At 69.7% G+C, this 15,217-nt stretch carries 11 protein-coding genes; 8 read left to right on the top strand and 3 right to left on the bottom strand.

The window, feature by feature from the left end; all coding sequences use genetic code 11:
* Nucleotides 1–7: 7 nt before the first annotated feature.
* The gene (locus F8566_RS46260) at nt 8–1,036 is read left to right on the top strand and encodes a zinc-dependent alcohol dehydrogenase family protein (RefSeq protein WP_151570219.1); all 1,029 of its coding nucleotides are present in this window, start codon (nt 8–10) and stop codon (nt 1,034–1,036) included.
* 8 nt (nt 1,037–1,044) lie between these two features.
* Here F8566_RS46260 and F8566_RS46265 read toward each other — a convergent pair whose 3' ends face one another.
* Nucleotides 1,045–1,644: a TetR/AcrR family transcriptional regulator gene (locus tag F8566_RS46265; RefSeq protein WP_151570221.1), complete on the bottom strand. Its 600-nt coding sequence runs from the start codon at nt 1,642–1,644 to the stop codon at nt 1,045–1,047.
* A gap of 80 nt (nt 1,645–1,724) precedes the next feature.
* On the opposite strand from F8566_RS46265, the gene F8566_RS46270 reads away from it, so the two are divergent.
* Complete coding sequence (locus F8566_RS46270; protein WP_151570223.1) at nt 1,725–2,642, top strand: oxidoreductase; 918 nt, start codon at nt 1,725–1,727, stop codon at nt 2,640–2,642.
* A 52-nt stretch (nt 2,643–2,694) separates the two neighbouring features.
* Here the strand turns inward: F8566_RS46270 and F8566_RS46275 are convergent, their stop codons facing one another.
* Nucleotides 2,695–3,312, bottom strand: coding sequence for a TetR/AcrR family transcriptional regulator (locus tag F8566_RS46275; protein ID WP_192810237.1), 618 nt, complete (start codon nt 3,310–3,312; stop codon nt 2,695–2,697).
* Nucleotides 3,313–3,413: 101 nt separating this feature from the next.
* Between F8566_RS46275 and F8566_RS46280 the strand changes: the two genes are divergently transcribed.
* From F8566_RS46280 to F8566_RS46305, 6 genes are all read left to right on the top strand, one after another.
* The gene (locus F8566_RS46280) at nt 3,414–5,270 is read left to right on the top strand and encodes a cellulase family glycosylhydrolase (RefSeq protein WP_151570227.1); all 1,857 of its coding nucleotides are present in this window, start codon (nt 3,414–3,416) and stop codon (nt 5,268–5,270) included.
* Between the two features lie 375 nt (nt 5,271–5,645).
* The gene (locus F8566_RS46285) at nt 5,646–7,520 is read left to right on the top strand and encodes a class I SAM-dependent methyltransferase (RefSeq protein WP_151570229.1); all 1,875 of its coding nucleotides are present in this window, start codon (nt 5,646–5,648) and stop codon (nt 7,518–7,520) included.
* Nucleotides 7,521–7,745: 225 nt separating this feature from the next.
* Nucleotides 7,746–9,011, top strand: coding sequence for a PucR family transcriptional regulator (locus tag F8566_RS46290; protein WP_151570231.1), 1,266 nt, complete (start codon nt 7,746–7,748; stop codon nt 9,009–9,011).
* 67 nt (nt 9,012–9,078) lie between these two features.
* Entirely contained in the window at nt 9,079–10,296 is a 1,218-nt protein-coding gene (locus tag F8566_RS46295; protein WP_151570233.1) for a PucR family transcriptional regulator, read from the top strand.
* Nucleotides 10,297–10,527: 231 nt separating this feature from the next.
* The gene (locus F8566_RS46300) at nt 10,528–11,859 is read left to right on the top strand and encodes an alpha/beta fold hydrolase (protein ID WP_151570237.1); all 1,332 of its coding nucleotides are present in this window, start codon (nt 10,528–10,530) and stop codon (nt 11,857–11,859) included.
* A 194-nt stretch (nt 11,860–12,053) separates the two neighbouring features.
* Nucleotides 12,054–12,755: a cutinase family protein gene (locus F8566_RS46305; RefSeq protein ID WP_151570239.1), complete on the top strand. Its 702-nt coding sequence runs from the start codon at nt 12,054–12,056 to the stop codon at nt 12,753–12,755.
* Nucleotides 12,756–12,844: 89 nt separating this feature from the next.
* On the opposite strand, the gene F8566_RS46310 is transcribed toward F8566_RS46305, so the two are convergent.
* The gene (locus tag F8566_RS46310) at nt 12,845–15,022 is read right to left on the bottom strand and encodes a glycoside hydrolase family 15 protein (protein ID WP_225994150.1); all 2,178 of its coding nucleotides are present in this window, start codon (nt 15,020–15,022) and stop codon (nt 12,845–12,847) included.
* Nucleotides 15,023–15,217: the final 195 nt, after the last annotated feature.

Consider the following 15,217-nt stretch of genomic DNA (forward strand, 5'->3'; position numbering starts at 1 on the left):
AGGGCGGATGCAGGCCGTGATGTACGAGGCGTTCGGTGCGCCTCTCGAAGTCCGCGAGGCACCGGACCCCGTGGCCCCGCCGGGCGGGGTGGTGATCGGTGTCGAGGCGACCGGCCTGTGCCGCAGCGACTGGCACGGGTGGCAGGGCCATGACGCGGACATCCAGGTCTTCCCGCACGTGCCCGGGCACGAGCTCGCAGGGACCGTGGCCGAGATCGGGCCGGGCGTCACCGGGTGGAAGCCCGGCGCCCGGGTGACGGTGCCGTTCGTGTGCGCGTGCGGGCGCTGCCGGCCGTGCCTGAACGGCGACCAGCAGATCTGCGAGAACCAGACCCAGCCGGGCTTCACCCACTGGGGTTCGTTCGCGGACTACGTCGTGATCGAGAATGCCGACGTCAACCTCGTCGGGATGCCGGACGAGATGGAGTTCACGACGGCGGCCGGCCTGGGATGCCGGTTCGCCACCGCGTTCCGCGCGGTCATCGCCCAGGGGCGCGTCGCGCCGGGGGAATGGGTCGCCGTCCACGGATGCGGAGGCCTCGGCCTGTCGGCGGTGATGATCGCGACGGCCATCGGCGCCCGGGTCGTCGCGGTGGACATCTCGGCGGCCGCGCTGGAGCTGGCCGCCCGTTTTGGCGCCGCCGCCACCGTCGACGCCTCCGCAGCGGACGCGGCCACGGCGGTGCGGGACATCAGCGGGGGCGGCGTCCAGGTCTCGTTGGACGCCCTGGGCAGCCCGGCGACCGCACGCGCGTCGGTCGCCGGTCTCCGGCGCCGCGGCCGGCACGTCCAAGTAGGACTGCTCCCACCGGCCGCCGGGCAAGCCGACCTCCCCATGGACCTGGTCATCGCCCATGAGTTGGAGATCCTGGGCAGCCACGGAATGGCCGCCCACGCCTACGGCCCGATGATGGAGATGGTGCGCGCGGGCACGCTCCGCCCCGACCTCCTGGTGAGCCGCACGATCGGCCTGAGTGAGGCCCCCGCCGCCCTCACCTCGATGAACACCCCGGGCGTCACGATGATCGTCCCCTGAGACACGCCTCAGTCCGGGGCGCTTCCTCGCAGGATGTACGCGATCACGTCGTCCAGTCCGTGCTCGGTCGCCTCCGGTGGCAACATCCCGCTCGTCGCCAGGTCGGCGTAGCCGTGCAGGGTGGTGAAGACCGGCAGGCCGATGCGTTCCACCGGCCCCTCGCGCACCTCGCCGCGGCGCTGGCCCTCGGCGATCAGCTCGACGGTCTGCGCGGACCATCGCTGGACGGAGGCGCTCAGCGCCTCCGACGCCTCCGGGTCGTGCTTGACCGAGTACATCAGGTCCAGCAGGGCGGCGTTGGCCGTGGCGAATCCCACATAGGCGCGGACCATGGCGTCCAGCCGTTCGGCGAACGACTCACCGATCCCCTCCTGGGAGGCCGCCATGATCTCGCCGAGCCGCTCGAAGCCGGCCAGGGCCAGCGCGTCCAGCAGGGCCTGCTTGTCCTTGAAATGACGGCTCGGCGCGGCATGGCTGACCCCCAGGTCACGGGCGAGCTCGCGCAGCGACAGGGCGGTCGGCCCCTTTTCCCTGAGCGTCTCCTCGGCGCGGGTCAGCAGCGCGGCGCGCAGGTCTCCGTGGTGGTAGGGGCGAGGGCGGGTCGGCATGGGCGCCAGTGTACCGGGATGTGATCAACGTCAACATTGTTGTCATTGACATCATTGTTGTCGATGCCTACATTGGAGTCATGGCTCAGTCATCCAGCAAGTGGAACACCACCGACATCCCCGACCAGTCAGGCCGCACCGCGGTCGTCACCGGCGCCAACAGCGGGCTCGGCATCGCCACCGTCGAGGCGCTGGCGGGCGCGGGCGCCCATGTGGTGCTCGCCGTACGGGATCTCAAGCGCGGCGAGGCGGCCGCGGCGACCGTGCGGGGGAGCGTGGAGGTGCGCCGGCTCGACCTGGCCGACCTCGCGTCCGTACGCGAGTTCGCCGCCGGGTGGCAAGGCGATCTGGATCTGCTCATCAACAACGCCGGTGTCATGAACGTCCCCGAGGCCCGCACCAGGGACGGCTTCGAGATGCAGTTCGGCACCAATCACCTGGGGCACTTCGCCTTGACCAACCTGCTGCTGCCCCACATCACCGACCGCGTGGTCACCGTGTCGTCCGGCGCCCACCGGATGCCGGGCAGTCCGCGCATCCACTTCGACAATCTCGACCTGGCCGGTGAGTACACGCCCATCAAGGCCTACAGCCAGTCCAAGCTGGCCAATCTGCTGTTCACGCTGGAGCTCCAGCGGCGCCTCGCCGAAGCGGGCTCGCCCGTACGCGCCACGGCCGCGCACCCGGGCTGGGCCGCCACCAACCTCCAGGGGCATGACGTCAACGCCATCCGGCGGGTCCTCATGCGGGTCGGCAACAGGTTCATCGCCCAGGACAACCGGGCGGGGGCCCTCCCCACCGTTTATGCCGCCGTTCAGGACCTGCCCGGCGCCAGCTATGTCGGCCCTGACGGCTTGGGTGAGGTGCGCGGCGCCCCGACCCTCGTCGCCCGCTCGGCGGCGGCGAGCGACCCGGCGTCCGCCCGGCGCCTGTGGACCGTGTCCGAGGAACTGACCGGAGTCACCTTCCCCAAGCTGGCTGCGGTGACCGGCGCCTGAGGGGCCGGCCCTGGCCTGGCCCCGTGCTCGCCGAACGCACCGCCTTGGGCCGCTAGGGGGTCTTGTCGCCCGGCGTGTCCGGGGGGTCGAGGGTTGCGGTGATGATCAGCTCGGCCAGGGTTGAGGCGAACCGTTCCGGGGTGACGTCGGCGGGGGAGCGGCCGAAGAACGTCCTGGCCAGGTGATAGCCGGTGATCGCAGAGATGACGACGGCCAGGAGGGCGCGCGGGTCGCCGTGGGCGGGATGGTCGTGCAGGTCCCGGGTGAGGTGGTCGGCCTCCTCGGTGATGCCCTGGTCGAGCAGGGATCGGCCGATCTTCGCCTCCAGATCGGGGAACCTGCCGTGCTCGCGGGCCAGCAGGGTGATCAGCGGCTTGATCCGCTCCATGTAGTCCAGTTGCTCGGTGATGCGGCGGGTGAGGGCCTGCGGCGGGTCGTCGACGGGGCCGCGTTCGAACGTCTCGCGGTGCCGCTGCGCACGTTCCAGCTCGCGTTCGTAGACCTCGCGCACCGCCTCCTCCTTGGAGCGGAAATGGCGATAGAAACTGCCGCTGCCGGGAGAGAGGCCGGCGAGCTCCTCGATGTCCGTGACCGTGGTGCCGCCGAAACCGCGTTCCTGGACCAGCGCCAGGGTCGCGTCGAGGATGCGCTCGCGCGTAGGGGATGCCACCTGAGAAACGTAGCCATTGCCAGTGCAAGAAGGTTCTTGCATACTGAAGCCCCCCTGTGGTGCAAGAAGATTCTTGCGTTCTGGAAGAGAGACCCACCCCCATGACAGGACTCTCTGGCCGGTTCCTCCGGACCGCCGCGGCGGCCTCGCTCGTCGCGGCCGCTCTCGTCGCCGCCCCCGCTCGCGCGGACGTCACCGTCTCCCCCAAACAACAGGCCTGGGTGCTCCGCGACGCCCAGGGCCGGGAGGTGACGCTGCGGGGCTTCAACGTCTCGGGGAGCACCAAGCTCTACGAGAACAGCCTGCTGCCGTTCCGCAGCACCGCCGACGCCGTCAAGTCCGCCCAGGCGATGCGCGACCTGACCGGCGCCAACGTGGTGCGGTTCCTCATCAGCTGGGAGGGAGTCCAGCCCGCACCCGACCGCATCGACTACGCCTACCTCGACAAGGCCATCGCCCAGATCAAGGTCTTCACCGACCGCGGCATCAACGTGCTGCTGGACTACCACCAGGACCTCTACTCGGCCCACCTGTTCAACAAGGGGAGCTGGTACACGGGGGACGGCGCCCCCAAATGGGTGATCCAGGCCGGCGGTTACCCCAAGGAGTCCTGCGGGATCTGCATCCTGTGGGGCCAGAACATGCAGACGAACGGCGCGGTGCGCCAGGCCATGTACGACTTCTGGCGTGACCGCGTCCTGACGACCTCGGCCGGGCCCGTCGGCGTCCAGAGCGCCTACCTGCAGCAGGCCGAGGCGATGATGACGTACGTCAAGCAGAAGCTTCCCCCGGAGTCGTTCAACGCCGTCATCGGCATGGACCCGTTGAACGAGCCGTTCGACGGAGGGCTCGACGGCAAGAAGGGCGTCGACTGGGAGAAGACCCACCTGATGCCCTTCTACCAGCGCTTCCGGTCCGCCATGGACCGGGCAGGCTGGACGTCCAAGCCCGCGTACGTCGAACCCCTCGTCTTCTGGAACACCGCGTTCTTCGAAGAGGGCGGCATGACGACGGTCGGGCCGCTCGGCAGCCGGATGGTGTTCAACACGCACTACTACGACGGCGCGCGCATCACGCTCGACCCTTCGCCGGCCACCGACGGCACCTACGCCGAGTCCATGAACGAGATCCGGCAGCGGGCCGCCTCCCTGAGGACGGCTCCGTTCGTCTCGGAGTTCGGGCACAAGCTGTCGGGCGGCGGCAGTGACCGCACGCCGTGGATGATCCGCTCCATGTACCAGTCGATGGACGCCGGCGTGGCCGGCAAGAACTGGTGGAGCACGCCCGCGTCGAGCGGCGACGTGCTCTCCTCGACCCAGTGGCACTGGGACATCTACAGCGGACGCCACCACGAGCTGATGAACGGCAACCCCGACAAGGTGCAGACCGAAGGCGACGCCTGGAACGACGAGGACCACTCCGTCGTCGCCACCGATGACGCGGGCGCCGTCAAACTCCGTCTCGACCAGCGCGTCCTCGACCGTCTCTACCCGGCGGCCGTCAGCGGCGACTCCATGGCCTTCGCCTACGAGGACCTGGCCCGCTCCGGCTACGGCGGAACGGGACGCGAGCAGCCGTGGCTGATCGCCCCGTCCTCGATGCCCGACCTCTCCGCCCTGGTGCAGAACCGGCAGTACGGCGTGCTCGTCTGGCGGAGCGGATCGTCTGGAGCCCCCACCGAACTGCACCTCCCGCAGTCCTTCACCCCAGCCGCCACCACGGTCGTCAGCGACCTGGCCACCGTGACGGGCCTGCCCGGCTCCGGACCCGTCACGGCCGCGCCCGAGCCCGGCTCCACGACGGCGAAGCGGCTGCGGCTCACCGCCCCGCCGTCCTCCGGCGTCCACGTCGCACTGATCGTCAACACCGGCACCGGGACGCCGCCCACCTCGGCCCAGCTCACCGCGGCCCGCGCCCAGCTCAGCGCCTGGCTGACCCAGAAGTTCCCCGCCTCCTGACGGGAAGTCCGCAGCTCTTTCGCCACCAGGCGCACCGCGCCTGGTGGCGACCACATATGTGGCACCGCGTAATTCTTTGCGAACGAATTGTTTATACCGGCCGACTCTTTCTGTGAGCGAATTACCACGGTCAGCGAGCGTCCGGACGGTGAACCGCACTATGCAGAAATTGCTTAATCTGCCCGTGTGTGTTTGTCGGCGAGCAAAGTTCCCGACCCCGTATGGTCCTATGATCGCCGACTACTCAGTTGGGTGAGTGTGGGCGGGACGGAATTTGACGCTGGAGACGTGTCCGGAAGTGGTGCGGTAGTCGATCATCGCTAGCGGATCTCGGGATCCGATCCGGTTCCCGCCCCCCGCTGCGAAGGGATCCTGATGCGACTTCGATCGATTCTGCTGACCACAGCGTTCGGTCTTACCGCCGATGCCGTGTGGCGCCGGACGCGGGCAGCCCGGCTGCGGCCCCTGCCGCCTTCGGACAAGCCCGTCGCCGAGGACCACCACTTCGTCACCGCCGCCGGCGTCGTGCTGGACGACGAGACCCGCCGGGCCGCCAGCGCGTACGCCACCACCCAGCGGTTGCAGGTGCTCGACCTCGTCCCCGCCGGTCTCGACTGCGCGCGCGCCATGGAACTGGCCCGGCGCGTGGAGCCCGACACCTACCGCGGCGCCCGGCTGGCGCGCGGCGTCGGGGGAGGGCACGCCATCCTCGTGACGGCGGACGTGGCGGAACGCGCAAAGGTCGACCGGTTCGCCGGCCTCAGTGCGGCCGAGCTGGAGGAACTCTCGGTCAAGCTCAAGACGTTTGCGCCCGTCGGCACCGACCTGGCCGTGGCCGAGAGGATCGCTCCGGTGGCCTGCCCGCCCGCGGACCGCCGTGCGATCCTGCGCGGGCGCTGGCCGAGCGACCTGCCCGAATACCTGACCGGCAACCTCCTCGGGTTGGCCCTGCTCAGCAGCGGCGTCGCCTGGGCGTTCGCAAGCCGGCGCAAGGGGGACGCCGCGGCGGCTGCGGCGGTGCTCGCCGCCACCAGCGCACAGCCCTTCCTCGCCACGTTCAGGACACCGCTCCGTCCGCACGACCTGCACGCGTTCTCGCTCACGCGCCCGGTGACGGCGCTGGCCCGCTGGGCCCGCGTCGCCGCCGAGAGGGAAGAGCCCGACCCCGAGCTGCCCCGCCTCCGCCGCGAGTACGCGGCCGAGCTGGCAGAGAAGGCGGACAGCTTCGTTGAGCCGCGCCGCATGGACTGCCCCTGGTGTGGCGGCACGTCCCTGCGCCGGCTCGTCACCAGCGGGGATCACCAGCATCACCGTCCGGGTGTCTTCATCCTCGACAAGTGCCAGGACTGCGGGCACGTCTTCCAGAACCCCCGGCTGAGCTCGGCCGGCCTGGAGTTCCACTACCGCGACTTCTACGACGGCCCCGGCGGCCCGGAGGTCGAACGCGGGTTCCGGCTGGCGGCTCCGCACTACCGGGATCGGGCGCGGATGCTCCGCGGTCACGCCAAGCCCGAGGCGTGGCTGGACGTCGGCGGAGGCCATGGCCACTTCTGCAACGCCGCCCGGGACGTCTGGCCGGAGACGAGGTTCGACGCGCTCGACATGAGCGTGAGCATCAAGGAGGCCGAGGAACGAGGCTGGATCGACGGCGGTCACCTCGGCTTCTTCCCCGACCTGGCCGACAAGCTGGCCGGGGCCTACGACGTGGTCAGCATGCACCACTATCTGGAGCACACCGTCGACCCGTACGCGGAGCTGGACGCCGCGGCCACGGTGCTGCCGCCGGGCGGGCACCTGCTCATCGAGGTCCCCGACCCGGAATGGATCATCGGCCGGGTGGCCGGGCGCTGGTGGCACGCCTGGTTCCAGCCGCAGCATCTGAACTTCGTTCCGCTGGACAACCTCGTCGCCGCCCTGGCGGACCGCGGTCTGGAGACCGTGGCCGTCGAACGCGGGCCGGCGCACCAGCCGGTGGACTTCCTCATGATCGTGATGATGCTGGCGCACCGCGTCGTGCCCGACCCCGCCAAGCCGTGGCAACCCGAGAGGCACGTCCGGCTGCGGCGTGCCCTGCGAACCGGCGTGTACCTGGCCGCGGGCCCCGCCATGTTCGTGGCGGCTTCGGCGGACCAGCTGCTGGCACCGCTGATCAAGCGCGGGCCCCGGTCCAACACCTACCGGGTACTGGCCCGGCGGCTGCCCGCCGAGGGAAATGACTCGGCGGCGGAACGCACTTTGGATGCTGGCTGATGAGTCGCGGGTCAGTCTTTGTCTGAGTCTCGCTAGGAAAGTGTCGAGCGGAAGCAGACCCTGAGGAGCCAGCGACCCTGAGGAGCCAGGGCCGGGCTTGAGAGCCCGGGCCTGGCCTGAGGGGCCAGGGCCAGGACGAAGGAAAGGGCTAGGGGGAGTCAGGGCCAGGGCTTAAGGAGCTAGGGCCAGTCGTAGGTATCGGGGGACGAGCTTCTGGAGGACAGTGTGGTTGCGCACGTTGCCAGGGCAGCCGGGAGCGTCCCGTTGTCGCGGGTGTCGCCCGATCTAGCCGTCCCCCTGCGGCCTTACCTGGAGGCCGCCGCGGCGGAGATCATCCGTGAGATCAAGAGACAGGTGCCCGAGTACGCGCGTCCCAAGGACAGCCGGTACGGGCAACGGATGCGCTGGGCGGCGGAACAGAGCGTGAGCGCGTTCATCGACGCCATCGGCCGGCCCGACCCGCCGTGGGAGGCCGTGTCCGACATCTTCGCGGGCATCGGCGCCTACGAGGCGCGCAAGGGCCGCGGCCTGGAGGGCCTTCAGACCTCGATCCGCGTCGGCGGTCAGGTCGCGTGCCGCCGGTTCATCAAGGACGCCCAGCGCCTGGACTGGCCCCTGGAGACGCTCGGGCAGATCACCGACTCGCTGTTCGTGTTCCTGGAGAAGGTCGCCGGCGCGGCGGGCCACGGCTACGCCCGCGCCGAGCAGGCCATGGCCACCGAGCGCGAGCGGGCCAGGCACCGGCTGCGGGACCTGCTGATCATGGAGCCGCACGCCAGCATGGAGGCGATCAGCGATCTGGCGTACGGGGCGGGCTGGGAGGTGCCCCGGTCCCTCGCGCTCGTGGCGATACGGCGGACGGGCACGCGGCCGGTGCCGGTGTTGTCGCCGCAGATCCTCGCGGACTGGCACGGCCCCGATCCCTACCTGATCGTTCCCGATCCCGAGGGCCCCGGCCAGGAGCGCCTGCTCGCCTCGCTCGCTCGCGGCCACATGGCGGCGATCGGCCCGACGGTGGCCGTCACCCGAGCCGGCATGTCGCTGCGGTGGGCGCGGCACGCGCTGGCGCTGGTCGAACGCGGGGTGTTCTCCGCCAAGGAGCCGGTCCGCTGCGTCGACCACATCCCCACGCTGGCCGGCGCGATGTGCGAGGAACTGATCGACGTCGCGCTGCGCGTCCGGCTGGCGCCGCTGCTCGAACTGCCGCCCCAGCGCCGGGAGCCGCTCGCCCGGACGCTGCTGGTCTACATGGAGAACAGGGACAACGCCGTCGCGGCCGCGGAACAGCTGCTGGTGCACGAGCAAACCGTGCGCTACCGCATCCGGCGGCTGGAGGAGATACTCGGCGATCTGCCGTTCGACTCCGCTCATCGAACGGAGCTGATGCTCCTGCTCCATTCCTGGGTGCGCATCAGCCCACCCGAGGACCCCGTTCTTCCCGCGGGAACACGACAGGACGATGCCCCGTTCGCCGACGCGGCAGCAGGCTAGCGGGCCCATTCCAACGGAGACAGAATGGCTGAGAGGTCCTTTCCGCGATGACGACGGGTCGTCGACCATGACCATGGACGAGGTGGCCGAGCAGTTGCGGGCCGACCTGCAGGCCTGCGCTGTGGAAATCGCACTTGAGATTCAGTTTGTGGTGCCCGAGTACGCGCGTCCGGCCGACAGCGCTTTCAGCCGTCGGCTGCACTGGGTGGTCACGGAGACGGCGCGTTCTTTCATCGATTCACTCGGCCATGCGGAGATGGACTGGAAGCGGCTGTCCGAAATCTACGTGGCGACCGGAATGTACGAGGCGCAGCAGGGCCGGAGCATCGAACGGCTCCACACGGCCATGCGCGTGGGCGGTCAGGTGGCGTGCCGTCGTTTCATCGAGGCCGCCAAACGGCTCGGCTGGCCGTTCTGGACGTTGGGCCAGCTGATCGAGTCGCTGTTCGTGCTGCTGGAGAAGCTCGCCGGAGCCGTTTCCCAGGGGTTCGCCGACGCCAACGAGCGCATCGCCACCGAACGCGAACGTCTCCGTGGCCGGTTGTGCGACGTGCTCGTGTCGGATCCCCCCGGGAGCCGGGAGGCGATCGCCGAGCTGGCCGCCTCCGCAGGATGGCCGGTGCCGCCCGCCATCGCCGTGGTCGCCGTGCGGAAGCCGGCGGATCGGGAGGTGCCCGCTTTGCCGGCCACGGTTTTGGCCGGATGGTACGGTCCCGAGCCCTTCCTGGTCGTGCCCGCGTCCGCCGTCGAGGCCACCGAGGAGGTGCTGGCCCTGTCCTCGGGCGTGCGGGCGGCGATCGGCCCCGCCGTGCCGCCGCACCGGGGCGCGGTCTCGTTCCGCTGGGCGAGGCGGACGCTCGCGCTCATCGACCGCGAGGTGATCGCCGAACGCGGGGTCGCGCGCTGCATGGACCATGTCGCCGCGCACATCGTCGCCCAGGGGGAGGAACTGCTGACCTTCGCGGTGGACGCGCGGCTCGGCCCGCTGGACGAGCTGCCACCGCGCCAGCGGGCCGTGTTCGCGCGCACCCTGCTGGAGTACATGAAGTGCCGGGACAACGCCGTCGACACGGCCGAACGGCTGACGGTGCACGACCAGACCGTTCGCTACCGGATCCGCCGGCTCAGGGAACTGATGGGCGAGGAGATCCACGATCCGGAGCACCGGACGGAACTCCTGCTCATCCTGCATGCAGCCGTGGAGTTCGGCCTCATGTCGACCCGGCCCGCGCGGGCACCCTCGCTCGCCCTCGCAAGCCATCTCGAGTCGCCCGCGACGGGCTAGACGGTCGAGCCGCCCCGCGACGAGCCAGAAGGTCAAGCGGCCCGTTCCCGCGTGCTATGCGGCCACCGCAAAGCGAAGGCGCGCGACTTTATACAAAGCCCTATAGGTGGCCTCGTCATCGGCTCGTAGCTTGCGATGAGAACGCCCGGCCGCTGTGGCGGCGGCGCGTGGGGGACGCCGTCCGATGCGGTGCGGGTCCTGCCCGTTCCCTGATCGGAGGAAACGCGTCTCATGAAACGACTATTGGGATTGCTGGCCGCCGTGGCCCTGCTGTTCGGGATGCTCCCGGCGGCGTCCGCAGCGGCCACGTCCGGTGCGCCGAATGCCAAGGCCGAACCGCGCCCGATGATTTTCGTACACGGTTTCTTTGGCTCCGGCAGCCAGTTCCAAACCCAGGCCAAACGATTTGCGAGTAATGGCTACCCGGCCACGCACATCGAGTTCCTGGAGTACGACTCGACGTTCGCCAACAACACCAGAGAGCAGGTCCACACCGCCCTCGACCAGCGCATCGCCCGGTTGAAGGCCGCCACCGGCGCCGACAAGGTCGACCTCCTGGGGCACTCGCTGGGCACCGCCATCTCCCAGGAGTACCTGAACAGCTCGGCGGCACGCGCGGCGAACGTGGCGCACTACGTCAACATCGACGGCGGGACCGCCACCTCCCTGCCCGGCGGCGTCCCCACCATGGCGATCTGGGGAGAGGGCGGCCAGAGCCGTTCGATCACCGGTGCGACCAACGTGTACCAGCCCAACGAGGCGCACGTGGAGACGACGTCCTCCGTCGCCACGTTCAGGGCGGTCTACAGGTTCTTCACCGGGACGGACCCGCAGACCACCGATGTCGTGCCGGAGTCCGGGCAGATCCAGCTGGGCGGCCGGGCGGTCCTGTTCCCGTACAACGTGGGCGCCACCAACGCGCGGCTTGACGTGTTCACGGTCAATCCGGCCACCGGGCGCCGCACCAGCAGCCAGCCGGTGGCCACGTACCAGCTCTCCGGGGACGGCTCGTTCGGCCCGTTCAACGGCAGCGGCACGGCGCACTACGAATTCCTCATCAGCAGGACCGGCAGCACCCAGGTGCAACACCTGTACTTCCAGCCGTTCCGCCGTACCGACCTGGGCATCAGGCTGCTCACCAGCGAGCCCGGGAGCTTGGTGGACTGGCTCATCGAGCGCAACCAGCGGCACGTCGCCCTTCTCGCCTACCGGAACAAGGAGTGGTGGGGCGACCAGGGCGCCGGCGGCGACACGCTCACCATCAACGGCACCAGCGTGCTGAACGCGACCACCACCCCGCGCAGCAAGCGGGCGATCGGGCTCTTCGCCTACGACTGGAGGTCCGACCGCGCCACCAATACCTCGGTGTCGATCGGGCTGTTCCCCGCGCTCCCGTTCATGAGCGGCGTCGACATCTTCATGCCCTCCGCGAATCCGCCGAACGGCACCGTGACGATGGAGACCCGGCAAAGAGGCGGGAACGGTCAGACCGCAAGAATCGTCGTACCGAACTGGCCGTCGAATTCCAATACCGTCACCGTTTTCTTCGACGACTACACATAGGGTCTTTCGCGAGAACAGCCGCCACCCATCAGGTGGCGGCCGTTCTGCTGCCATAAAGTCGCCTATGGGGCCAATCACCTGACTGAGTGGAATGCCGCCGAATTTTATAGAAAAGCGCGTTTCCGGGGCCTCTGCAAAGGCTGACCATCACAGCACCCGATCGCGGACGCCGTCCGCGAGAAAGAAGGCCCCCCATGCGTTTCTCCCCTCGCGTCGTCACCCGGCGCCGGTTCACCGCCAAGCTCGTCGCCGTGACCTGCGTCGCCGTCGGCGGCGTCGTCATCACCCCGGCCGCCCCCGCCTCTGCCGCGCCCCCCTCTGCGACGCTCGCCTCGGCCGCCGCCCCGTGCACCGACCTCGACGTGGTCAGCGCCCGCGGCACCGGTGAGCCGGGCACCCTCGGCTGGATCGTCGGCGACCCCGTCTACTCCGCGCTCAGGAGCAGGATCCGGAACAGGAGCTTCACGAGCTACCCGGTGAACTACCCGGCCAGCGTGCTCCCGGGCTCGGCCTCCCAGGGCAACACCGATCTCGTCAACCACGTGACGGCCCAAGCCTCGTCCTGCCCGAACCAGAGGTTCATCCTCGTCGGCTACTCCCAGGGCGCCAACGTGGTGGCCAACTCCATCGGGATCAGCAGCGACGGCGCCCTCGTCGGCGGCCCCATCACCAAGACCATCCCCTCCTCGATCCAGCCCCGCGTCGCCGCCATCCTGGTCTTCGGCAATCCCATCAGGGCCATTGGGCGCCGCATCACGGGCACGTACGAGAGCCGTACCCTCGACATCTGCGCGAACGGCGATCCCATCTGCGGCGGGGGCGCCAACATCCTCGCGCACCTGAGCTACGGCGATAACGCCAACCAAGCCGCCAGCTTCGCCGCCGGGAAGGTCTGACCGTCAAGGCGTCTCGGGCTCACACAAGAGTCCCTCCCTCAAGAGTCCGAGACGCCTCTTCCACTCGGCCAGGGGCAGGGAATCAGGTCTCAGCAGAGGGTCGTCTTGTAGCGGCAAGCGACTACGCGGGGGGTTTCCACCGGGCGGCCGGCGTCGATTGAATGCGCGAGGCGGATGAACTGTGCGTGCGACCAGGCCAGTGGGGTGGCGGAGAAGGTGTTCTCGCCCGGTGTGAAGCGCCCTGCCGGTGGGTTGTGGTCCCACACCTGCTCGGCGATGACCTGGCTACCGGAGTCCCTGGCCACCCGGCCCATGGTGTCGAGGTAGCGCTGGGCCGGCCGGCGTGCGGCCAGGGCGTACTCGCCTCGCTCGCCTGTCAGCAGCGGCCAGCCTCGTCCTATCGTTTCCCCGGATCCGGGCGGCACCGGCTCCCACTGGGTGCCGTCCCGCCGTTCGCCATAGCCGTCGAAGCTCGACCGGTGCCAGAACGGGCCGTTCGGCGTCCGGTACATCAGCCGCTCGTCGATCACCCGCAGGGTCGACAGGACGCCGGGGTCCTTGGCGGACTTGACTCCCAGGCGGACCATCTCCAGGAAGCTCGGGTCGACCACCCTGCGCTGGTCGACCAGAGGGCCGCCGTCGGCGATCTGGATCTGCGCGCCGGAGTTCGCGTCGCCGTTGTCGGTGATCCGCAGGTAGTAGGGCTCGCGAGCCAGCGGCCCGTTGCGCGTCAGCGTCCAGCGATCGAGGTCGCGCTGCCACTGGTCGGCCGTGCGCAGATAGCGGGCGGCCAGATCGGGTTCCTTGTTGCGGCGGGCGATGTCGGCCGCGCCGACCAGCCCTGCGATCTCCGCGGCGATGGTGGCGGGCGAGTAGCCGCCGATGTTCTCCCATCGCTCCTGGTCGGTACGGGGTCCCCGGGCGAGGAGGAAGCCGGCGGACCGGCGGACCCGTGTCCACTCGGCTCGCCCGGTCCGGCCGAGCTGGTGGGACAGCACGATGGGGAAGGCCACCTCGTCCATCTGCAGCCCGCCGAAGACCGGCTCGCCGTCGAGCCGCGAGTTCTGCGGGAACGATCCGTCCGGACGCTGCTGCACGGCCCACAGGTGGTCCAGGGCCCGGTTGGCGGCGGCCCGGTCACCGGCCGCGAGCAGCGCCGTCGCGATCTGGTACTGGTCGCGGGACCACACCGCGATGTAGACCGGCAGATGTTGCAGCTCGTTCGCCCAGGCCCAGGGCCGGGAGGGCGCGGCGACGAACCCGCCTCGGAACGTCTTGTCCTCGTGCGCCGCCAGGAACATCACTGAGGCGAGGTAAGCCGGACGCCAGGCCTTGGCCGCCTTGGGGGCGGGGCGGAGGGAGGAAAGGTACTCGTGCCACTCAGCCGAGTAGGCCGACCGTGCCGAGGAAACGCCGCGCCCCAGGGAGGCGCGGGCTGCCGCCAGCGCGGTCTCAGGTCGGCCATCGAACCCCAAGGACAGAGTCAGCTGTTGCGCCCCGCGCAGGCCGGTGAGTTGGGTCCGGCCCATCTGCACCACGTTTCCAGGTTGGGCTGCGCTGTAGGACCAGTCCATGCGGTGGTCCTGCAGATCCGTCCAGCCGTCACTGCGGTCGGCATAGCCGCTGGAGGTCTTGGTGAAGCCAGGGGACGCGAGGACCGCGCTGCTGATCACGCCGTCGGTGGCCACCAGACCACCGCGTCCGGTACGGCCGGTGTCGTCGTTGGCGTTGAGGCCCAGGCCGGCGTCATGCAGGACGTAGACGGAGTACGGCCGGCCCGTGAGCGACTCGAACCGGACGTCGGCCAGCACCGCCGACCGGCCCGGATCGGTCACGTAGGTCTTGGTGATCCGGTATCTGCCGGACTTGGCCGTGTTGACCTGCTGGTAGACCAGGCTGCGCGAGTCGATGAGCCGTACCCGGGACACCGTGTCGCGGTCCTCCCGATCGGTGAACGTGGCGCCGTCCGAAACCACCAGCTGGGTGTCGCGGGTGGCGGGCGTGTCGATGCGCGGGAAGAACACCTCGGTCAGGGCGCCGTTGTTGAGGGTGTACCAGACCTTGCTCTTGGTGTTCTTGGCCGTACCGAAGCCGTCCTTGTCGCCCGCCGCCCAGGTCGCTGCCTTGCCGGGGGCGCCGGGCGCAGCCGCGGCGGGCTGGTCGGCCTGCGCGGCGTTGGGGAGCGCCATCCCGGTGGCCGCCAGGGCCAAGCTCACCACCATCACGCTCGTACGGCTGCGGGGGAGGGCCGGGGAGCGACGGCGCATTGCACTTCCCTCTCTTTGAACGGGAACCCGGTGGCACCCACAATCCTCTGCCGCATCAGAGGTTGCTCAAGGCCATGTCCGCTTCCGGCCGTACTGCGCCCTTTGAGAGGTGAGCGACAGGGCACCGATCACGACGACCTACCGCAGTCGACCCCCAGAGTCATGGGGAGAGGAGGAGCCGTTCTACGTCGGGCA

It is taken from the genome of Actinomadura rudentiformis, from assembly GCF_008923185.1.
Lineage (GTDB): Bacteria > Actinomycetota > Actinomycetes > Streptosporangiales > Streptosporangiaceae > Spirillospora > Spirillospora rudentiformis.

Bases quoted from the DNA above. Each gene is read 5' to 3' on its own strand.
- F8566_RS46285 (WP_151570229.1), top strand. From the start codon at position 5,646: ATGCGACTTCGATCGATTCTGCTGACCACAGCGTTCGGTCTTACCGCC.
- F8566_RS46260 (WP_151570219.1), top strand. From the start codon at position 8: ATGCAGGCCGTGATGTACGAGGCGTTCGGTGCGCCTCTCGAAGTCCGC.
- F8566_RS46305 (WP_151570239.1), top strand. From the start codon at position 12,054: ATGCGTTTCTCCCCTCGCGTCGTCACCCGGCGCCGGTTCACCGCCAAG.
- F8566_RS46295 (WP_151570233.1), top strand. From the start codon at position 9,079: ATGACCATGGACGAGGTGGCCGAGCAGTTGCGGGCCGACCTGCAGGCC.
- F8566_RS46300 (WP_151570237.1), top strand. From the start codon at position 10,528: ATGAAACGACTATTGGGATTGCTGGCCGCCGTGGCCCTGCTGTTCGGG.
- F8566_RS46270 (WP_151570223.1), top strand. From the start codon at position 1,725: ATGGCTCAGTCATCCAGCAAGTGGAACACCACCGACATCCCCGACCAG.
- F8566_RS46265 (WP_151570221.1), bottom strand. From the start codon at position 1,644: ATGCCGACCCGCCCTCGCCCCTACCACCACGGAGACCTGCGCGCCGCG.
- F8566_RS46310 (WP_225994150.1), bottom strand. From the start codon at position 15,022: ATGCGCCGTCGCTCCCCGGCCCTCCCCCGCAGCCGTACGAGCGTGATG.
- F8566_RS46280 (WP_151570227.1), top strand. From the start codon at position 3,414: ATGACAGGACTCTCTGGCCGGTTCCTCCGGACCGCCGCGGCGGCCTCG.